Below are 15734 nucleotides of genomic sequence, written 5' to 3'. Positions count from 1 at the left end.
ACGCCGGCCTCAGAGGTCGAGCAGCAGCGTCGTCGGGCCGTCGTTGGTCATGCTCACGGTCATGTCGGCCCCGAAGACCCCCTCCTCGACCGTCGCGCCCAAGGCGCGCAGCGCCCCGCAGAACGCGTCGTAGAGCGGCTCGGCCACGGCCCCCGGGGCCGCGGCGGTCCACGTCGGGCGGCGGCCCTTGCGCGCGTCGCCGTAGAGCGTGAACTGGCTGACGACGAGGATGCCGGCACCCGTCTCGGCGACCGACTGCTCGTCCCGCAGGATGCGCAGCCCGTGCACCTTGGCGGCCAGCCGCGTGGCGGTGTCGAGCGTGTCGTGGTGCGTCACGCCGAGCAGCACCACCAGACCCGTGCCGATGCGACCGACGGTGCGGCCGTCCACGTCGACGTGCGCTTGCGTGACCCTCTGCACGACGGCTCTCATGGGGCAACGCTAGCGGGGGTCGGGAGACTGGCCCGAACCCGTAGAATCGGGGGTATGCCGTTCGAGATCCCGTCCGACCTCCACCCCGACCTCATGCCGGTCGTGTGGCTGCTCGGCTCGTGGCACGGCAACGGTCAGGGCGACTACCCGACGATCGATCCGTTCACGTACGAGCAGGACGTCGTGTTCGCCCACGACACCCGGCCGTTCCTGCACTACTTCAGCCGCACGTGGATCACCGACGAGGCCGGCGAGCGCGTGCGCCCCGGTGCCCTCGAGACGGGCTTCCTGCGACCCGCGGGCGACAAGCAGCTCGAGCTGGTCCTGGCGCACCCGACCGGCTACGCCGAGGTCTGGTACGGCGAGGTCGACGGGCCCCGCGTCACGCTGGCGACCGATCTCGTGGCCCGCACGTCGTCGGCCAAGGAGTACACCGCCGGCCAGCGCATGTACGGCCTCGTCGAGGGCGACCTGATGTACGCCCACGACATGGCCGCCGAGGGCCAGGAGATGCAGTCGCACCTGTGGGGACGGCTGCAGCGTGTCTGACGTGTCCGCGCGCCGCAGCCCGTTGCTCGACCTGCCGGGTGCCGTGCCGGGCGACGCCCCCGACGGCGACGTCGCCGCGCACTACGGGGCGATCTCGTCCGAGCAGCGCAGCCTCGTCGCCGGGTCGACCTTCGTCGACCTGTCGCACCGCGACGTCGTCACGATCTCCGGACCCGACCGGCTGACGTGGCTGCACTCCCTGACGACCCAGCACCTCGAGGGCCTGGCCCCCGGCGTGCCCACCGAGGTGCTGCTGCTGTCGCCGCAGGGCCGCATCGAGCACGGGTTCTCGGGAGTCGACGACGGCGAGACGTTCTGGGCGCACACCGAGCAGGGTGCGGGCGCTCCGCTCGTGACCTTCCTCGACCGGATGAAGTTCTTCACCCGGGTCGAGGTCGCCGACGTCACCGATGCCTTCGCGGTCATCGGACTGCCGGGGCTCACGTGGCGCATCGTGCCGCGCGAGACGCTCGCGGGTCTCCCGGCCGAGCTCGGCGACCCCGTCGGCCTGTGGGCCTGGGAGGCGCTGCGCATCGAGGCGGGCCACGTGCGGGTGGGCCTCGACACCGACGAGCGCTCGATCCCCAACGAGGCAGGGCTGCTGGGCGTCGCGGTGCACCTCGACAAGGGCTGCTACCGCGGCCAGGAGACCGTCGCGCGCGTGCACACGCTCGGACGTCCGCCCCGCCGTCTCGTCATGCTGCACCTCGACGGCTCCGTCGACCACCTCCCGCCGCACGGGGCCGAGGTCGTGCTCGACGGCAAGGCCGTCGGCGTCGTCGGCACGGCGGCGCGCCACCACGAGCTGGGACCCATCGCACTCGCGACCGTCAAGCGCAACGTCCCGGTCGACGCGACGCTGCTCGCCGATGGCGTCGCCGCGACGCAGGAGGTCCTGGTCGACCCCGAGGCCGGGCTGCACGTGCGTCCGGTGCTGTCGTGACGGCGCGACCGTGAGCGGGCACCGGTTCGCGGTGCTGGCGGTCTGCACCGCCAACATCTGCCGGTCGCCGATGATCGAGATCCTGCTGCGAGCACGGCTCGACGACGCGCGGTTCGAGGTCGCCAGCGCCGGGGTGCGGGGCTGGGACCGCAAGCCCATGGACTCGATGGCCTCGCTCGAGCTCGCGCGACTGGGACACTCCTCGGAGTCGTTCCGGTCGCACGCGATCGACTCCTACCTCGTCGACTCGGCCGATCTGATCCTGACGGCCACCCGTGAGCACCGCTCGGCCGTGCTGTCGATGAACCCGCAGGCCCTGCGCCGCAGCTTCACGCTGGTCGAGTTCGCGGCGCTGACCGAGCTGGTCGACGGTGCCGATCCCGCCGCGCTGGTCGCCCAGGCGGCCCAGCGGCGCAGCCTCGCACCGGCCGACGCCGATGTCGCCGACCCCTACCGCCGGGGTCCCGACGTGCACCGGGCGACGGCCGACCAGATCGACGCGGCCGTCGCGACGATCGCCACCCGGCTCAACGCCCTCGTGCCGGCTGCCCGGTAGACCGCGGCCCCTACTCCGTCCGGCGGGTGCGCCGTGCCCCACCGCGGGCCTTCGGCTCACCCGTGGCGCGGGAGAAGAACTCGGGGCCGTACCCGTAGCCGTATCCGTAGCCCGTGCGGGCGAGCTCCTTGACCGGTGCCATCGTCAGCACCGTGCCGAGCACCCGGGCCCCGACGGCCTCCAGGCGTCCGACGGCGCTGGCGACGGCCTCGCGTCCGGTGTCGCCGTGGCGCACCACGAGCAGCGCACCGTCGGAGATCGACGCCAGCAGTGAGGCGTCGGTGACGGGCAGCAGCGGAGGGGCGTCGATCAGCACGATGTCGTAGGCCTCGCGCAGGTCGGCGACGACCGCGCTCATGACCGACGTCTGCAGGATCTCGGACGGGTTGGGCGGCAGCGCGCCGCTCGTCAGGACGTCGAGTCCCGGGGTGCTGGCCTGCTGCAGGCCTGCCTCGAGCGCGACCCGGCCGACGAGCACCGTGGTGAGCCCGACCGAGCGCTCGAGGGAGAGGTACTCCGCGACGCGGGGACGCCGCAGGTCGCCCTCGACGAGCGCCACGCGCACGCCCGTCTGGGCCAGGGCGATCGCCAGGTTGCAGGCCGTCGTCGACTTGCCCTCGCCCGGGACCGCGCTCGTCACGGTGATGACCTTGTGGTCGTGGTCGATGTCGACGAACTGCAGGTTGGTGCGCAGGATCCGGACTGCCTCGAACCGGGGGTGGTGCGTGCCGAGCGAGGTGATGAGTGGCGTGTCGGTCGCCGCCTTGTCGTAGGCGATGGCACCGAGCACGGGTGCCCCGGCGACCTCCTCGAGCTCGGCGGGGGAGCGGATGCTGTGGTCGGCCCGCTGGCGCAGGACCGCTGCAGTGACGCCCACCAGCAGGCCGAGGAGGCCGCCCAGGACGAGCCACAGCGGGCGGGCGGGGCTGGCAGGCGTCGTGGGCGGCACCGCGGTGCTGACGACGGATGCCGTGAGCGTCGTCTTCTGCTGCTTGACCCACGTGACGAAGGCGTCGGCCGCCGCCTGGCTGATGCGGGCGGACTCGTCGGCGTCGGTGCTGGTGGCCGTGACGCGCAACACGGCGGTGCCGTCGACGACCGCTGCCGAGAGGTCGCCGTCGACCGATCGGACGCTGCGGTCGAGCGCCAGCGCGTCGACGACGTCGGCGGCCGTGGTGCGTCCGCCCAGCACCTCCGCGTAGGACGCGACGGTGCGCTCCGCGGGGGCCGACGTGCTCTGCGCCTCGGGCGGGGACACCAGGACGTCCGCGTGGGCCGCGTAGCGCGGCGTCACGAGCGACAGCACGAGCGCGGCGGCGCCGACGCCGAGCAGCGTGAGGACGACGATCGACGGCCAGCGGCTCAGGACGGGGGAGGCACGACGGGTTTGGCTCACGCCACGATCCTTTCGGGTGTCGAGGGACCACAGGCTACCGGCCCCCGGCCGGGTCTCCGTCCGCGTCCGCGGGGTCACGGGTTTCACCGATCGAGGTCAGGACCGATACCGTTGGTCCTGCGCGTGTACTGCCTGTCGACTGTGAGGTTGCACCGGTCCCGGCCGATCCGGTCCCGCGTCATCCCAACAGGAGCATCCATGACCACTGACATCTCTTCCGAGACGCTGCCCGACTCGACCCCGACGTTCGCCGACCTCGGTCTGCTCGACGTCCTCGTCGACCGTCTCTCGTCGCTCGGCTACGAGACCCCGACGCCCATCCAGGCGCGGGCGATCCCGACCCTGCTCGAGGGCAAGGACGTCGTCGGCCTCGCGCAGACCGGTACCGGCAAGACCGCTGCGTTCGCGCTGCCGATCCTGCAGAAGATCGACCCCAAGAACTCCAAGACGCAGGCCATCGTGCTCGCGCCGACCCGTGAGCTCGCTCTGCAGGTCTGCGAGGCCATCACGACCTACGCGATCAACCTGCCCGGCATCCGCGTGCTGCCCGTCTACGGCGGCCAGGGCTACGGCTTCCAGCTGCAGGGCCTGCAGCGCGGCGCACACATCGTCGTCGGCACGCCCGGTCGCGTCATCGACCACCTCGAGCGCGGCAGCCTCGACCTGACGGCGCTGGAGTTCCTGGTGCTCGACGAGGCCGACGAGATGCTCAACATGGGCTTCGCCGAGGACGTCGAGCGCATCCTCGCCGACACCCCCGAGTACAAGCAGGTCGCGCTGTTCTCGGCCACGATGCCCAAGACCATCCGCGGGCTGGCCAAGAAGTACCTGCACGATCCCGTCGACATCGCGACGCCCAAGGCGACGACGTCGACCACGACGGTCCGCCAGCGCTGGATCCAGGTCTCGCACCACCACAAGCTCGACGCCCTGACGCGTCTGCTCGAGGTCGAGACCGGCGACGGCATGATCGTGTTCGTCCGCACCAAGTCGGCCACCGAGGAGATCGCCGAGAAGCTGCGCACCCGCGGGTACACGGCAGCAGCTCTCAACGGCGACCTGGTGCAGGCGCAGCGCGAGCGCACCGTCGCCCAGCTCAAGTCGGGCCAGATCGACGTGATCGTCGCGACCGACGTCGCCGCCCGAGGGCTCGACGTCGAGCGCATCACGCACGTCGTCAACTACGACATCCCGCACGACACCGAGGCCTACGTGCACCGCATCGGCCGCACGGGCCGCGCCGGGCGCACGGGCGAGGCGATCTTGTTCGTCACGCCGCGCGAGCGCCGCATGCTGTCCGCGATCGAGAAGGTGTCGGGGCGTCCCGTCGAGGAGATGTCGGTGCCGTCGGCCGAGGAGGTCAACGAGCGCCGCGCCGGACGCTTCGCGCAGGCCATCACGTCCAGCATGGGGTCGCCGACGTTCCACGCGTTCCGGTCGCTGGTCGAGGAGTACGCGAGCGAGAACGACGTCTCGATGACCGACGTCGCCGCCGCGCTGGCCGTCATGAGCCAGACCGACAAGGAGTTCTTCCTGCGGCCTGACCCGCCCAAGGCCGCGCCGCGCGAACGTTCACCCCGTCGCGACGACGGTGACGACGGCCCGGGGCGCAAGCCGGCCGGCTACGGTCGCAGCGACCGTCTGCCCGCCGAGGGTGCCGCGGTCTACCGCGTCGCGGTCGGCAAGCGGCACAAGGTCGGCCCCTCGGCGATCGTCGGCGCGCTGGCCAACGAGGGCAGCCTCAAGCGGTCCGACTTCGGCAAGATCACGATCGGCCAGGACCACACCCTCGTCGAGCTTCCGGCCGACCTGCCCGACGCGGTCTTCGAGGCGCTGGCCAACACCCGCATCTCGGGCCGGCTCATCAACCTCGAGCGCGACTCCGGCCCGCCGATCCGTCGCACGCGCGAGGACCGCAAGCCGTACAAGAAGAGCCACGAGAACCGGGCGTACCCCTCCAAGGCACCCGACAAGAAGCCGGCCGTCAGGCGTCCTTCCTCCGACGAGACGTGGGAGAAGCCGGAGCGCAAGCCCCGTCACAAGTAGGGGACGGTCGCGGGTCGACCGACTCCCTACACTGATGTCGTCCGACACTCCCCGGCCCAGAGGTGCTTGATGTTCCTGCTCGACAACGCGTCACGTGCGTACGACTGGGGCTCTGCCTCCGACATCCCGCGCTTCCTGGGTCAGCGTCCCGACGGCGGACGCCTGGCCGAGGTCTGGATGGGCACGCACCCCCTGGGCCAGTCGACGGTCGTCGACCCCACGGGGGCGGTCGTCCCGCTGTCGGAGGTCGCCGGTGACCTGCCGTTCATGTTCAAGATCCTGGCTGCCGACCGGCCGCTGTCGCTGCAGGTGCACCCCAACGCCTCGATCGCGCGTGCGGGCTTCGACGCCGAGGAGGCGGCCGGTGTGCCGCTCGACGCTCCGCATCGCACCTTCCGGGACGCCTCGCACAAGCCCGAGATGGCCTATGCGCTCACGACGTTCGACACGCTCGTGGGCTTTCGTCCGACCGCCGAGATCCTGCGTGTCCTGCACGGCATCGACACGCCGCTCACGCGCAGCCTCGCCGACGAGCTGCACGCCGAGCCCGGCTTCCGCGGCATCGTGCGGCTCGTCGAGCGGCTGCTGACGCAGGGGGTCGATGCCGCCGACGTCGCCACCGTCGTCGCGGCGTGCCGTGAGCTCGTCGATGCGGGAGTGGACGTCAAGCGGGCCTACGTGACGGCCGTCGAGATCGCCGACCACCATCCGTCCGACGTGGGGGTCGTCATCTCCCTGACGCTCAACCGCCTGACGCTGCAGCCGGGCGAGGCGGCGTTCCTGGGGGCCGGCATCATCCATGCCCACCTCAAGGGCATGTGCCTCGAGATCATGGCCGCCTCCGACAACGTCCTGCGCGCCGGGCTGACCAGCAAGGCGCTCAATCCCACGGGGCTCGTGCAGTGCCTCGAGGAGGGCATGTCACGGCTGGCTCGGGTCACGCCCGAGCCGTTCGGTTTCTCGACCGACATCTTCAACCCCGAGGTCGACGAGTTCGCGCTGGCGGTCAGCCAGTGCTCCAAGGCCGAGCCCCACGGCACGCTGCTGCCCCCGGCCGCGCACCGCATCGTGGTCTGCACGGGCGGCGAGGTCGAGCTCGTCAACGGCGCCGACCAGCGCCTCCTGCTGGGGCGCGGCGACTCGGTGTACGCGGGGCCCGACGACGGCGATGTGCGGGTGTTCGGCACCGGCGAGGTCGCCCAGGCCTACACGCCCGACGCCGACCTGCCCGTGGGCGAGCTGGTCGACCTCGTGGTGCCGTTCGACGTGCGGCAGCTCAGACGAGGTCGTCGCGACCTCGACGCTTGAGCTCGGCCACGACGTCCTTGACGCTCTGGGCGCTGTCACGGGCGACGACGAGCAGCGCGTCGGAGGTGCGCACCACGACGACGTCGTCGAGGCCGACCACCGCGATCGTCGTGCCGTCCTCGGCGATCGCCAGCCCGCCGGCGTCGACCCAGATCGTCTCGGGTGACGATGCGGCACCGATGTCCTGCAGTGCGGCGAAGTCGCCCACGTCGTCCCACGTGAACTCGCCCGGGACGACCGCCATGCCGCCCTCGAGCGAGACGGGCTCCGCGACGGCGTGGTCGATCGCGATCTTGGTCAGGGCTGGCCACGTCGAGTCGAGGACGGCCTGACGATCGCCACCGGTCCAGGCAGAGGCGATCGTCATGAGTCCGGCGTGGAGCCCCGGCTGGAGTCGTTCGAGGTGGCCGAGCAGCACGTCGGTGCGGGTCACGAACATCCCGCCGTTCCAGCTGTACGAGCCGGACGCGACGTAGTCGGCGGCGGTGGCGGCATCGGGCTTCTCGACGAACGAGCGGATGGCCCGTGCTGATCCGGCGCCCTCGACGCCGAGCCGTTCGCCCGACTCGATGTAGCCGAACGCCGTCGATGCCTCGGTGGGCGTGATGCCAATCGTCGTGACGAGCCCCGTGCGGGCGACGGCGACGGCCTGCCCGATCGCCTCGGCGAACGAGACCTGGTCGTCGATGACGTGGTCGGCGGCGAACGAGCCGATGATCGCGCCGGGGTGCTGCGCGCCGATCACGGCTGCCGCGAGACCGATCGCCGGCATCGAGTCGCGCGGCGACGGCTCGACGATGAGCCCCGTGAGATCGGGCAGCTGCTCGCGGATCGCCTGGGCGTGGGCGCGCCCCGTGACGACGTGGATGCGGTCGGCGGGGATCAGGTCGTGGAGACGGTCCCACGTCTGCTGGATCAGCGACCGGCCGGAGCCGTCGAGGTCGAGCAGGAACTTGGGGCGCGAGGCCCGCGACAGCGGCCAGAGCCTGGTGCCGGCACCGCCGGCCGGAATGACGGCGTGGAACGACTCGAGAGGGTGCGACACGGCGGTCAGTCTAGGGCAGGCGGGGCGGTCGCTGGTGGGTCTGCGGGCACCTCGACCGTCGGGGTCGCCTCGCCGATCGACTTGCGCGGCGCGTCGAGCGCCACGACGGCGCTGACCGCGTTGTGGTCGGACACGACGGGGGTCGTGTAGCGCCCACCGGTGATGCGCACGAGCTGCTTCCAGGAGTCGACCTCGAAGTCGGGGGTGACCCAGATGTGGTCGATGTGCGCACCCGAGGAGAGCACCTCGGTGCTGAACGTGTGTCCGGTGTTGATGCGGGCGTTCTCGACGTTCTTGGTCAGCAGCTCGGTGTTGCGCAGCCCCGCGCCGCGCATGCGGTCGCCGGGGGCGTCGGCATCGCGGTGCAGGCCGGAGTTGAAGTCGCCGGCGTAGATCATGGGCTTGTCGGTGTCGTTGATCAACGCCATCTGCGACAGCAGGCGGCCCATCTCGCGGGCGCGGCGTGCGTTGGCGTCCTTGCTCTTGCCGTTGTCGAGGTGCACGTCGACGTAGTAGAAGATGCGGTCGGTGGCCCTGACGCGGAACTTGGCCCACGTCGCGTCACGGCCGTCGCCGACGTCGAAGTTGCCACCGCTCTCCTGCTCGAACACGTCGGGGCGGAAGAAGATGTAGCGCGCCTTGGCCCCGCCCTCGGCGACGACGAAGCCGCGCGGGCCACCGCTGAAGATCGACTTGGTGACCGCTCCGACGCGGACCCCGCCGGCCTCCTGCAGGCCGAAGATGTCGACCTCGTTGGCGGTGAGGAAGTCGGCCATGATGCGGGCGCGTCCGGCGTAGCCCTTGCACTTCTCGGAGCACACGTTCCAGGTGGCGATCTTGAACGAGGCCTCGCGGACGCTGGTGCGCAGCGCGACCGGCGCGGTGAAGGCACCGACCTGGTCGCCGTTGACGGGTCGGACGCGGATCCAGTACTTGGTGTCGGGCTTGAGGCCCTTCTGCACGAACTCGCTGGCCGAACCCACGGTGCGCGCCGCGCTGGCGTCCTTCGTGAACCCCTTGTCGCGGGCGATGGCCACGTCGAACTGGCGGGCGTTGGGCACGTCCGCCCAGTCGGCCCGGTAGCCGTTGGCGCTGACGGCCGTCACGGCGAGGTCGGCGACGTTGCCCGGCTTGAGCACGAAGCGTCCGGTGCGCGACGAGCGGACCTCGCCCTCGCGCACGGCGTCGACCCGGTAGAAGTGGTCGACGCCGGGAGTCGAGGCGGCGAGGTCGTCGATCGTCACCTTGGTGCCCGTGGCGGGCACCCGGGTGCTGACGGGCTGGGTCAGGGCGCGGTCGGCGCCCACCTTGACCACGTAGGAGTCGACGTCGCCAGCACCGGACCAATCGAGCTCGACGCTCGTCGGCGAGAGCGGCGTCGCGGCGACCCGCGTGGGGGCCTGAAGCCGATCCTGCTTGGCATAGGTCATCGACAGCCCGCCCACGAGCACCGCGACCAGGGCGAGGCTCAGACCGACGACGAGCAGCCGTCGGCGGTCAGGGGTGCGGCGACGACCGCCGACGCGACGTCGGGCAGCCGGGGGTCGCGTGCCCTGGGTCGTCGCGCGCCGACGTGCTGGCGCGATTCTTCTGCGGGTGGCGACGGGACTGCTCCAGAGGCGTGCGGACAGGTCAGGCGAATTCTACGGGGTCACCACGAGCCGGAGCCCGTGATGACCCCGCCGGGTCAGCCGATGCGCAGGTCGACGATGACCGGGCTGTGGTCGGACGGGATCGGCTGGACCATCTTGCCGTTGGCGCCGATCAGCGCGTGGTTGTACCAGCCGTCGACGCGCACCTTCCACGGGTCGATCCACACCTTGTCGATGTGGTCGCCCCACTTGGTGCCGATCACGGGGGTGCTCTTGAAGCCGTTGTAGCTGTTGATGTGCTGGCCGGAGACGCGGCGGGCCTGGTCGTAGGCGTCGTAGAACTTCTGGCGGTTCATGACCGGACGGGGGGAGTCGCTGGGCCGGGTCTGCTTGTGCGAGTTGAAGTCGCCCGCGTAGACGACGGGGCGTCCCTCGGAGTTGGCCGTCTGGATCGCGGCCAGCATCGTGTTGATCTCGGTGCGCCGGTAGTCGTTCGCGGCCTTCGTGAAGCCGCTGACCGTGTGGACGTCGACCATCATGATGCTGCGGCCGGTCGCGCGCTCGACGAGCTCGGCCCACACGGCGTAGCGGCAGCCGCCGCCGTGACGGCCCAGCCAGATCTGGCCCTTGGGCTGGGAGAGGTCGGACGTCATGCGGCATCCCGTGGCCGGGTCGACGGGGGCCGTCGGCGTCGGGGTGGGTGTCGGTGTGGGTGACGTCGGGGTGGGTGTCGGTGTCGGCGCGACGACCGGCGCGGGAGCGTCGGCCAGGGCGAAGCGGCCGGCGTTGTACCAGAGCTTCTTGGCGCTGAAGCTCACCGCGAGGGTGTAGCCGGGCACGGCGTCGAGGTTGTCGGCCTCCTGCGTCGCGATGATGTCGGCACCCGACGTGGCGGCACGGTCCCAGACGCCCGGCTGGCGGCCGAACCACGGGTATCCGTTGTCGTCGCAGACCCTGCTGCACACGTTGTAGGTCATGAGGCGCAGGGGCATGAGGTTGGTCGACGGGCCGGGGCGCAGGATCGTCGTGCGGGCGACCACCGACGACTTGGAGCCGTGCTTGCGGCCGTTGACTCCGCGCACCTGGAAGTAGTAGTCCTTGCCGCGGACGAGCTTGCGGATCGTGGTCTTGCTCGACTTCTGCTGGTAGCGCTTGGCCTTCTTCATCGACGAGTAGCGCGACACGAAGATCTCGTACTTCTTGGCGTTGCGGGCGTCGGGCCAGTCCAGCGACAGGCTCGTGCGGTTGCTCTTGCGGTCGTAGTCGGCCTTGACGAACGACACGAGCCCGACCTTGCTGGGCTTCTTGGTGGCGGCGGAGGCGGGCTGGGCCTGGAGCCCGGCGACGACGAGGAAGCCGACCAGGATGGCGGCGAAGGATCTGCGCATGGGTGAACCTTAGGTGAATTGGTGTCGGCTGATTGTCGCGACGCGGCCATGCCTGCAGCGCTGGCGGGACGCCTCGGTCGTAGGGGAAGGGACAGTCGAGCGGCCCGAGAGGACCAATCCACACAGGGTAGGCGAAGAATGGCAGGACGAGAAGCCCGCGCCGGGTGCCGCGTAGGCTCGGGGCCGTGGAGACATTGGCCGAGGTCGTGCGTTCAGGGCTCGTCGAGAGCCGTCATCGAGGTGTCGCGGTGCGGGTCGACTCCGACGGCGAGGTGGTGTGGTCGCTGGGCGATCCCGCGACCGTGATCTTCCCGCGGTCGGCCAACAAGCCGATCCAGGCGCTCGCGATGCTGCGCGCGGGGCTGCCGCTGGACGGACGCCTGCTCGCGCTGGCGTCGGCCAGCCACTCGGGGGAGCCGTTCCACCTCGAGGCCGTGCGCGAGATCCTCGCACTGGCCGAGCTCGACGAGTCGGCCCTCCAGACGCCGCCGTCGTACCCCCTCGACCCCCATGTGCACGCCGATCACCTGCGCGCGGGCGGCGGGCGCGAGCCCATCTGCATGGACTGCTCGGGCAAGCACGCGGCGATGCTGCTGACGTGCGTCGTCAACGGGTGGGACACCGGCACGTACCTCGAGGTCGACCACCCCCTGCAGCAGGCCGTCACCGCGACGTTCACCGATCTCACCGACGGGCCCCCCGCGGCGGTGGGCACGGACGGGTGCGGCGCCCCTCTGCTGGCCACCCCGCTGCAGCAGCTGGCCCGGGCGATCGGTCGCATCGTCCGCGAACCGGCCGGATCGCCGGGCGCCCGGCTGGTCGGGGCCATGCGCGAGCATCCCGAGTACGTCAGCGGCACGGGCCGCACCGAGCGAGACCTGATGCTGGCGTTCCCCGGGCTGGTCGCCAAGTCGGGTGCCGAGAGCGTCTACGTCGTGGGGCTCCCCGACGGCTCGGCCTTCGCCCTCAAGATCGAGGACGGTGCCGAGCGGCCGCTCCACGCGGTCATGGCCCGGATGCTCGAGCTGGCCGGTCTCGACGCGCCGATCCTGCATGAACGGCCCTCCGTGCTGGGTGGCGGCAAGCAGGTCGGAGAGGTGCGCACAACCTTCTGACCTGCACGGATGTGGTGCTGTGACCCATCTCGCAAACAGTTCTGCTTGCACTTGCTTGCTTTTGCAAGCACGATGGAGGCATGGCCAAGCTGAGCATGCACAGGACCGTCGAAGGACTCGGCGACTACCTGCGTGAGCAGCGCGGCCTGGCGCAGATGTCGCTACGTCAGCTCTCGGAGCTGACGGACGTCTCCAACCCCTACCTCAGCCAGATCGAGCGTGGGCTGCGCCGGCCGTCGGCAGAAGTCCTGCAGCAGATCGCGAAAGCACTCAGGATCTCGGCCGAGTCGCTCTACGTCCGCGCCGGCATCCTCGATGCCGACGAGCACGGAGCCCGCATGGTCGAGGACGCCATCGCCCTCGATCCGCGGCTCACGGAGCGTCAGAAGAGCGCGATGCTCGACATCTACCGCTCCTTCGTCGGCAGCGACGAGGCCACCGACAACGAGCTCGCCACGACCGTGACGGCCGCCAACCACCCGAGTGCACCCACCGAGCAGACTTCACCCACCAAGGAGTGAGCATGACCATCACTGACACCATCACGACCCAGGTCAAGGCCATCGTCGACGACGTCTTGGGCCTTCCCGACACGATCAAGAAGATCGACATCGCCGACCTGCAGAAGCAGGCCCAGGACTTCGCGCAGATCGCCCTCGGCACCGCGACGAGCACCTACTCCGACCTGCGCGGCAAGGCCGACGACTTCTTCGACAAGGCCGAGGACAGCGTCGAGGACGTCGTCGAGGACGTCACCAAGCAGGCCAAGGGCTTCGCGGCCGACGCCCAGAAGATCGCGTTCGACTACGTGTCGGTCGCCAAGGCGCAGGTCACCAAGGTGACGTCGAAGGCGCCGACGACGGTGCGCAAGGCCGCGGAGACGGTCGACACGACGGTCAAGAAGACGCCGGAGCCGGCCAAGAAGGCCCCCGCCGCCAAGAAGGCTCCCGCCGCCAAGAAGGCTCCCGCCGCGAAGAAGGCTCCTGCGGCCAAGAAGGCCCCCGCCGCGAAGAAGGCTCCGGCCAAGAGCGCGACCGCGGCCAAGAAGGCTCCGGCCAAGAGCGCGACCGCGGCCAAGAAGGCTCCGGCCAAGACCGCCACGGCGGCCAAGAAGGCCCCCGCCAAGACCGCCACGGCGGCCAAGAAGACCGCGACCGCCACCACGACGGCCGCTGCCAAGAAGGCCCCCGCCGCCAAGCCTGCGTCGACCGACCAGGCCTGACACCTCAGCGCGATCGATCGCGCGACGCCGAGGCGGACTCCCTGAGGGGGGTCCGCCTCTCGTCGTCCCGGTAGCCTTCGGGCATGTTCGAGCTGCAAGGTGCCGTGATGATGGTCCTGACGATCGTGCTGTTCGCGATCAAGGGCTTCGCCCTCGTCGACTGCGTGTCCCGCCGGCCAGCCCAGCTCGCGTCCCTCGACACGCTCCCCAAGCAGACGTGGCTGATCATCCTCGGACTCGCCGTCCTGGCGCATGCCGTCTTCTGGGGCCCGCTCACGATCCTCAACCTCGTGGGCACCGTTGCCGCGCTGGTCTACCTCGCCCAGGTGAGGGGCTCGGTCAGCCGCTGAATCGCGTCAGGTCGTCTCGTCGCGTAGTGTCGGGTGGTTGCCTTCTCGACCGGCAACCACCAGAGCAACGGATCAGGGGACCTGTATGACCGAAACTCTCGACAACTCCGACCAGACCCGCACGTGGCGCGACCGGATCGATCCGGTCGTCTTCTTCGTGACGGGTGCCATCGCGATCGCCTTCGTGCTGTGGGGCCTGGTGAGCACGTCCAGCCTCGGCACGGCCTCGGGCGACGCCCAGAGCTGGGTCATCGCCAACACCGGCTGGTTCTTCGTCCTGTCGTCGACGTTCTTCGTCATCTTCGTGATCTGGCTCGCGGCCAGCAAGTACGGCCGCATCCCGCTGGGTGACGACGACGAGGAGCCGGAGTTCAGGACCGTCTCGTGGATCGCGATGATGTTCAGCGCCGGGATGGGGATCGGCCTGATGTTCTGGGGCGTCGCCGAGCCGCTGTCGCACTTCGTGACGCCGCCCCCGGGAACGTCCAAGGCGCAGTCCGACGAGGCCTTCCAGACGGCCATGGCCACCACGATGTTCCACTGGGCCCTGCACCCGTGGGCGATCTACGCCGTCGTCGGCATCGCGATCGCGTACGGCACGTTCCGCAAGGGGCGCTCGCAGCTCATCTCCTCGGCTTTCCGGCCGCTCATCGGGGCCAAGGCCGACGGACCGATCGGTCGCATCATCGACATCCTCGCGATCTTCGCGACGCTGTTCGGCTCGGCCGCCTCGCTGGGCCTCGGTGCCCTGCAGATCGGCAGCGGCCTGAGGTACAACGGCTGGGTCGACAACCCCGGCAAGATCGTGCTGGTCGCGATCATCGTGGTGCTGACGATCGCGTTCATCTTCTCGGCGGTCTCGGGCGTCGCCAAGGGCATCCAGTGGCTGTCCAACACCAACATGGTGCTCGCGCTGATCCTGGCCGCATTCGTCTTCATCGCCGGCCCGACGCTGCTGATCCTCAACCTGCTGCCCACGGCGCTCGGCGACTACGCCTCGCAGATGACCGAGATGGCGTCGCGGACCGCCGCCAGCGGTGACAAGGCCATGGAGGACTGGCTCGCGGGCTGGACGATCTTCTACTGGGCCTGGTGGGTCAGCTGGACGCCGTTCGTCGGCATGTTCATCGCCCGCATCAGTCGCGGTCGCACGATCCGCCAGTTCGTCACGGGTGTGCTCATCGTCCCGTCGCTGGTCAGCCTCGTGTGGTTCGCGATCTTCGGCGGCACCGCGATCGACATCCAGCGCACCACCGGCAAGCTCGTCGACGCGGCAGGCGAGGTCAACACCGACTCGGCGCTCTTCCAGGTGCTGGACCAGCTGCCGCTGGCGTCGGTCACGACGGTGCTCGTCATGGTGCTGGTCGGCATCTTCTTCGTCTCGGGCGCCGATGCGGCCTCGATCGTCATGGGCACGCTGAGCGAGCACGGATCGACGGAGCCGTCGAAGCGCTCGGTCGTGTTCTGGGGCTCTGTCATGGGCGGTGTCGCGGCGATCATGCTGGTCACCGGTGGTGACGACGCGCTGACCGGGCTGCAGCAGATCACGATCGTCGCGGCGGTGCCGTTCGTGCTCGTGATGGCGGCGCTGTGCGTCTCGCTCTACAAGGACCTGCAGACCGACCCGATGGTCGTCCGCGGTCGCCTCGGCGAGGAGATGGTCGAGAGTGCCGTGCTGACGGGCGTCGAGGAGCACGACGGCGAGTTCGTCCTCGTGGTCGAGGCGGCCGAGCCGTCCGACGGCTCAACGGACGGTCCCGACCGCAGCTGACGGCGTCCGCCCGCCCTGCTG

15 protein-coding genes are annotated in these 15734 nt (G+C 70.3%); 10 read left to right on the top strand and 5 right to left on the bottom strand.

Annotated elements, in window-relative coordinates:
* Positions 1-9: 9 nt before the first annotated feature.
* On the bottom strand, positions 10-432 hold the full coding sequence (gene dtd, locus JOF40_RS02300) for a D-aminoacyl-tRNA deacylase (protein ID WP_129179732.1): 423 nt from the start codon (positions 430-432) through the stop codon (positions 10-12).
* 54 nt (positions 433-486) lie between these two features.
* Between dtd and JOF40_RS02295 the strand changes: the two genes are divergently transcribed.
* Genes JOF40_RS02295 through JOF40_RS02285 form a run of 3 tightly spaced genes read left to right on the top strand, consistent with a single transcriptional unit; the run spans position 487 to position 2480 of the window.
* Positions 487-981, top strand: coding sequence for a heme-binding beta-barrel domain-containing protein (locus JOF40_RS02295; protein WP_129179730.1), 495 nt, complete (start codon positions 487-489; stop codon positions 979-981).
* Between the two features lies 1 nt (position 982).
* Complete coding sequence (gene ygfZ, locus JOF40_RS02290; protein WP_188111734.1) at positions 983-1924, top strand: CAF17-like 4Fe-4S cluster assembly/insertion protein YgfZ; 942 nt, start codon at positions 983-985, stop codon at positions 1922-1924.
* Positions 1925-1934: 10 nt separating this feature from the next.
* Positions 1935-2480: an arsenate reductase/protein-tyrosine-phosphatase family protein gene (locus JOF40_RS02285; RefSeq protein ID WP_188111632.1), complete on the top strand. Its 546-nt coding sequence runs from the start codon at positions 1935-1937 to the stop codon at positions 2478-2480.
* Between the two features lie 10 nt (positions 2481-2490).
* Here the strand turns inward: JOF40_RS02285 and JOF40_RS02280 are convergent, their stop codons facing one another.
* Positions 2491-3876, bottom strand: a complete 1386-nt coding sequence (locus JOF40_RS02280) for a tyrosine-protein kinase domain-containing protein (RefSeq protein ID WP_188111631.1) — start codon at positions 3874-3876, stop codon at positions 2491-2493.
* Positions 3877-4074: 198 nt separating this feature from the next.
* On the opposite strand from JOF40_RS02280, the gene JOF40_RS02275 reads away from it, so the two are divergent.
* Positions 4075-5922: a DEAD/DEAH box helicase gene (locus JOF40_RS02275; protein ID WP_129179722.1), complete on the top strand. Its 1848-nt coding sequence runs from the start codon at positions 4075-4077 to the stop codon at positions 5920-5922.
* A 69-nt stretch (positions 5923-5991) separates the two neighbouring features.
* Entirely contained in the window at positions 5992-7230 is a 1239-nt protein-coding gene (gene manA, locus JOF40_RS02270; protein ID WP_129179720.1) for a mannose-6-phosphate isomerase, class I, read from the top strand.
* Here the strand turns inward: manA and JOF40_RS02265 are convergent.
* The 3 genes from JOF40_RS02265 to JOF40_RS02255 all read right to left on the bottom strand — a co-directional run bounded on the left by JOF40_RS02265 (position 7199) and on the right by JOF40_RS02255 (position 11255).
* The gene (locus tag JOF40_RS02265; protein ID WP_209674329.1) at positions 7199-8275 is read right to left on the bottom strand and encodes a mannose-1-phosphate guanylyltransferase; all 1077 of its coding nucleotides are present in this window, start codon (positions 8273-8275) and stop codon (positions 7199-7201) included. The two genes, manA and JOF40_RS02265, sit on opposite strands and share 32 nt — an antisense overlap.
* 5 nt (positions 8276-8280) lie before the next feature.
* Complete coding sequence (locus JOF40_RS02260; RefSeq protein ID WP_129179718.1) at positions 8281-9705, bottom strand: endonuclease/exonuclease/phosphatase family protein; 1425 nt, start codon at positions 9703-9705, stop codon at positions 8281-8283.
* Positions 9706-9962: 257 nt separating this feature from the next.
* Positions 9963-11255, bottom strand: a complete 1293-nt coding sequence (locus JOF40_RS02255) for an endonuclease/exonuclease/phosphatase family protein (protein ID WP_188111630.1) — start codon at positions 11253-11255, stop codon at positions 9963-9965.
* Positions 11256-11440: 185 nt separating this feature from the next.
* On the opposite strand from JOF40_RS02255, the gene JOF40_RS02250 reads away from it, so the two are divergent.
* The 5 genes from JOF40_RS02250 to JOF40_RS02230 all read left to right on the top strand — a co-directional run bounded on the left by JOF40_RS02250 (position 11441) and on the right by JOF40_RS02230 (position 15713).
* Entirely contained in the window at positions 11441-12370 is a 930-nt protein-coding gene (locus tag JOF40_RS02250) for an asparaginase (RefSeq protein WP_246152694.1), read from the top strand.
* Between the two features lie 80 nt (positions 12371-12450).
* Entirely contained in the window at positions 12451-12891 is a 441-nt protein-coding gene (locus tag JOF40_RS02245) for a helix-turn-helix domain-containing protein (protein WP_129179712.1), read from the top strand.
* A 2-nt stretch (positions 12892-12893) separates the two neighbouring features.
* On the top strand, positions 12894-13592 hold the full coding sequence (locus JOF40_RS02240) for a hypothetical protein (protein ID WP_188111629.1): 699 nt from the start codon (positions 12894-12896) through the stop codon (positions 13590-13592).
* 83 nt (positions 13593-13675) lie between these two features.
* Positions 13676-13942: a DUF2516 family protein gene (locus tag JOF40_RS02235; RefSeq protein ID WP_129179710.1), complete on the top strand. Its 267-nt coding sequence runs from the start codon at positions 13676-13678 to the stop codon at positions 13940-13942.
* 85 nt (positions 13943-14027) lie between these two features.
* Complete coding sequence (locus JOF40_RS02230; protein ID WP_129179708.1) at positions 14028-15713, top strand: BCCT family transporter; 1686 nt, start codon at positions 14028-14030, stop codon at positions 15711-15713.
* The last annotated feature ends 21 nt before the right edge of the window (positions 15714-15734 follow it).

Source organism: Aeromicrobium fastidiosum, assembly GCF_017876595.1.
Lineage (GTDB): Bacteria > Actinomycetota > Actinomycetes > Propionibacteriales > Nocardioidaceae > Aeromicrobium > Aeromicrobium fastidiosum.
Note: the sequence above shows the minus strand (reverse complement) of the source record. Positions and strands in the feature narration are given on the sequence as shown.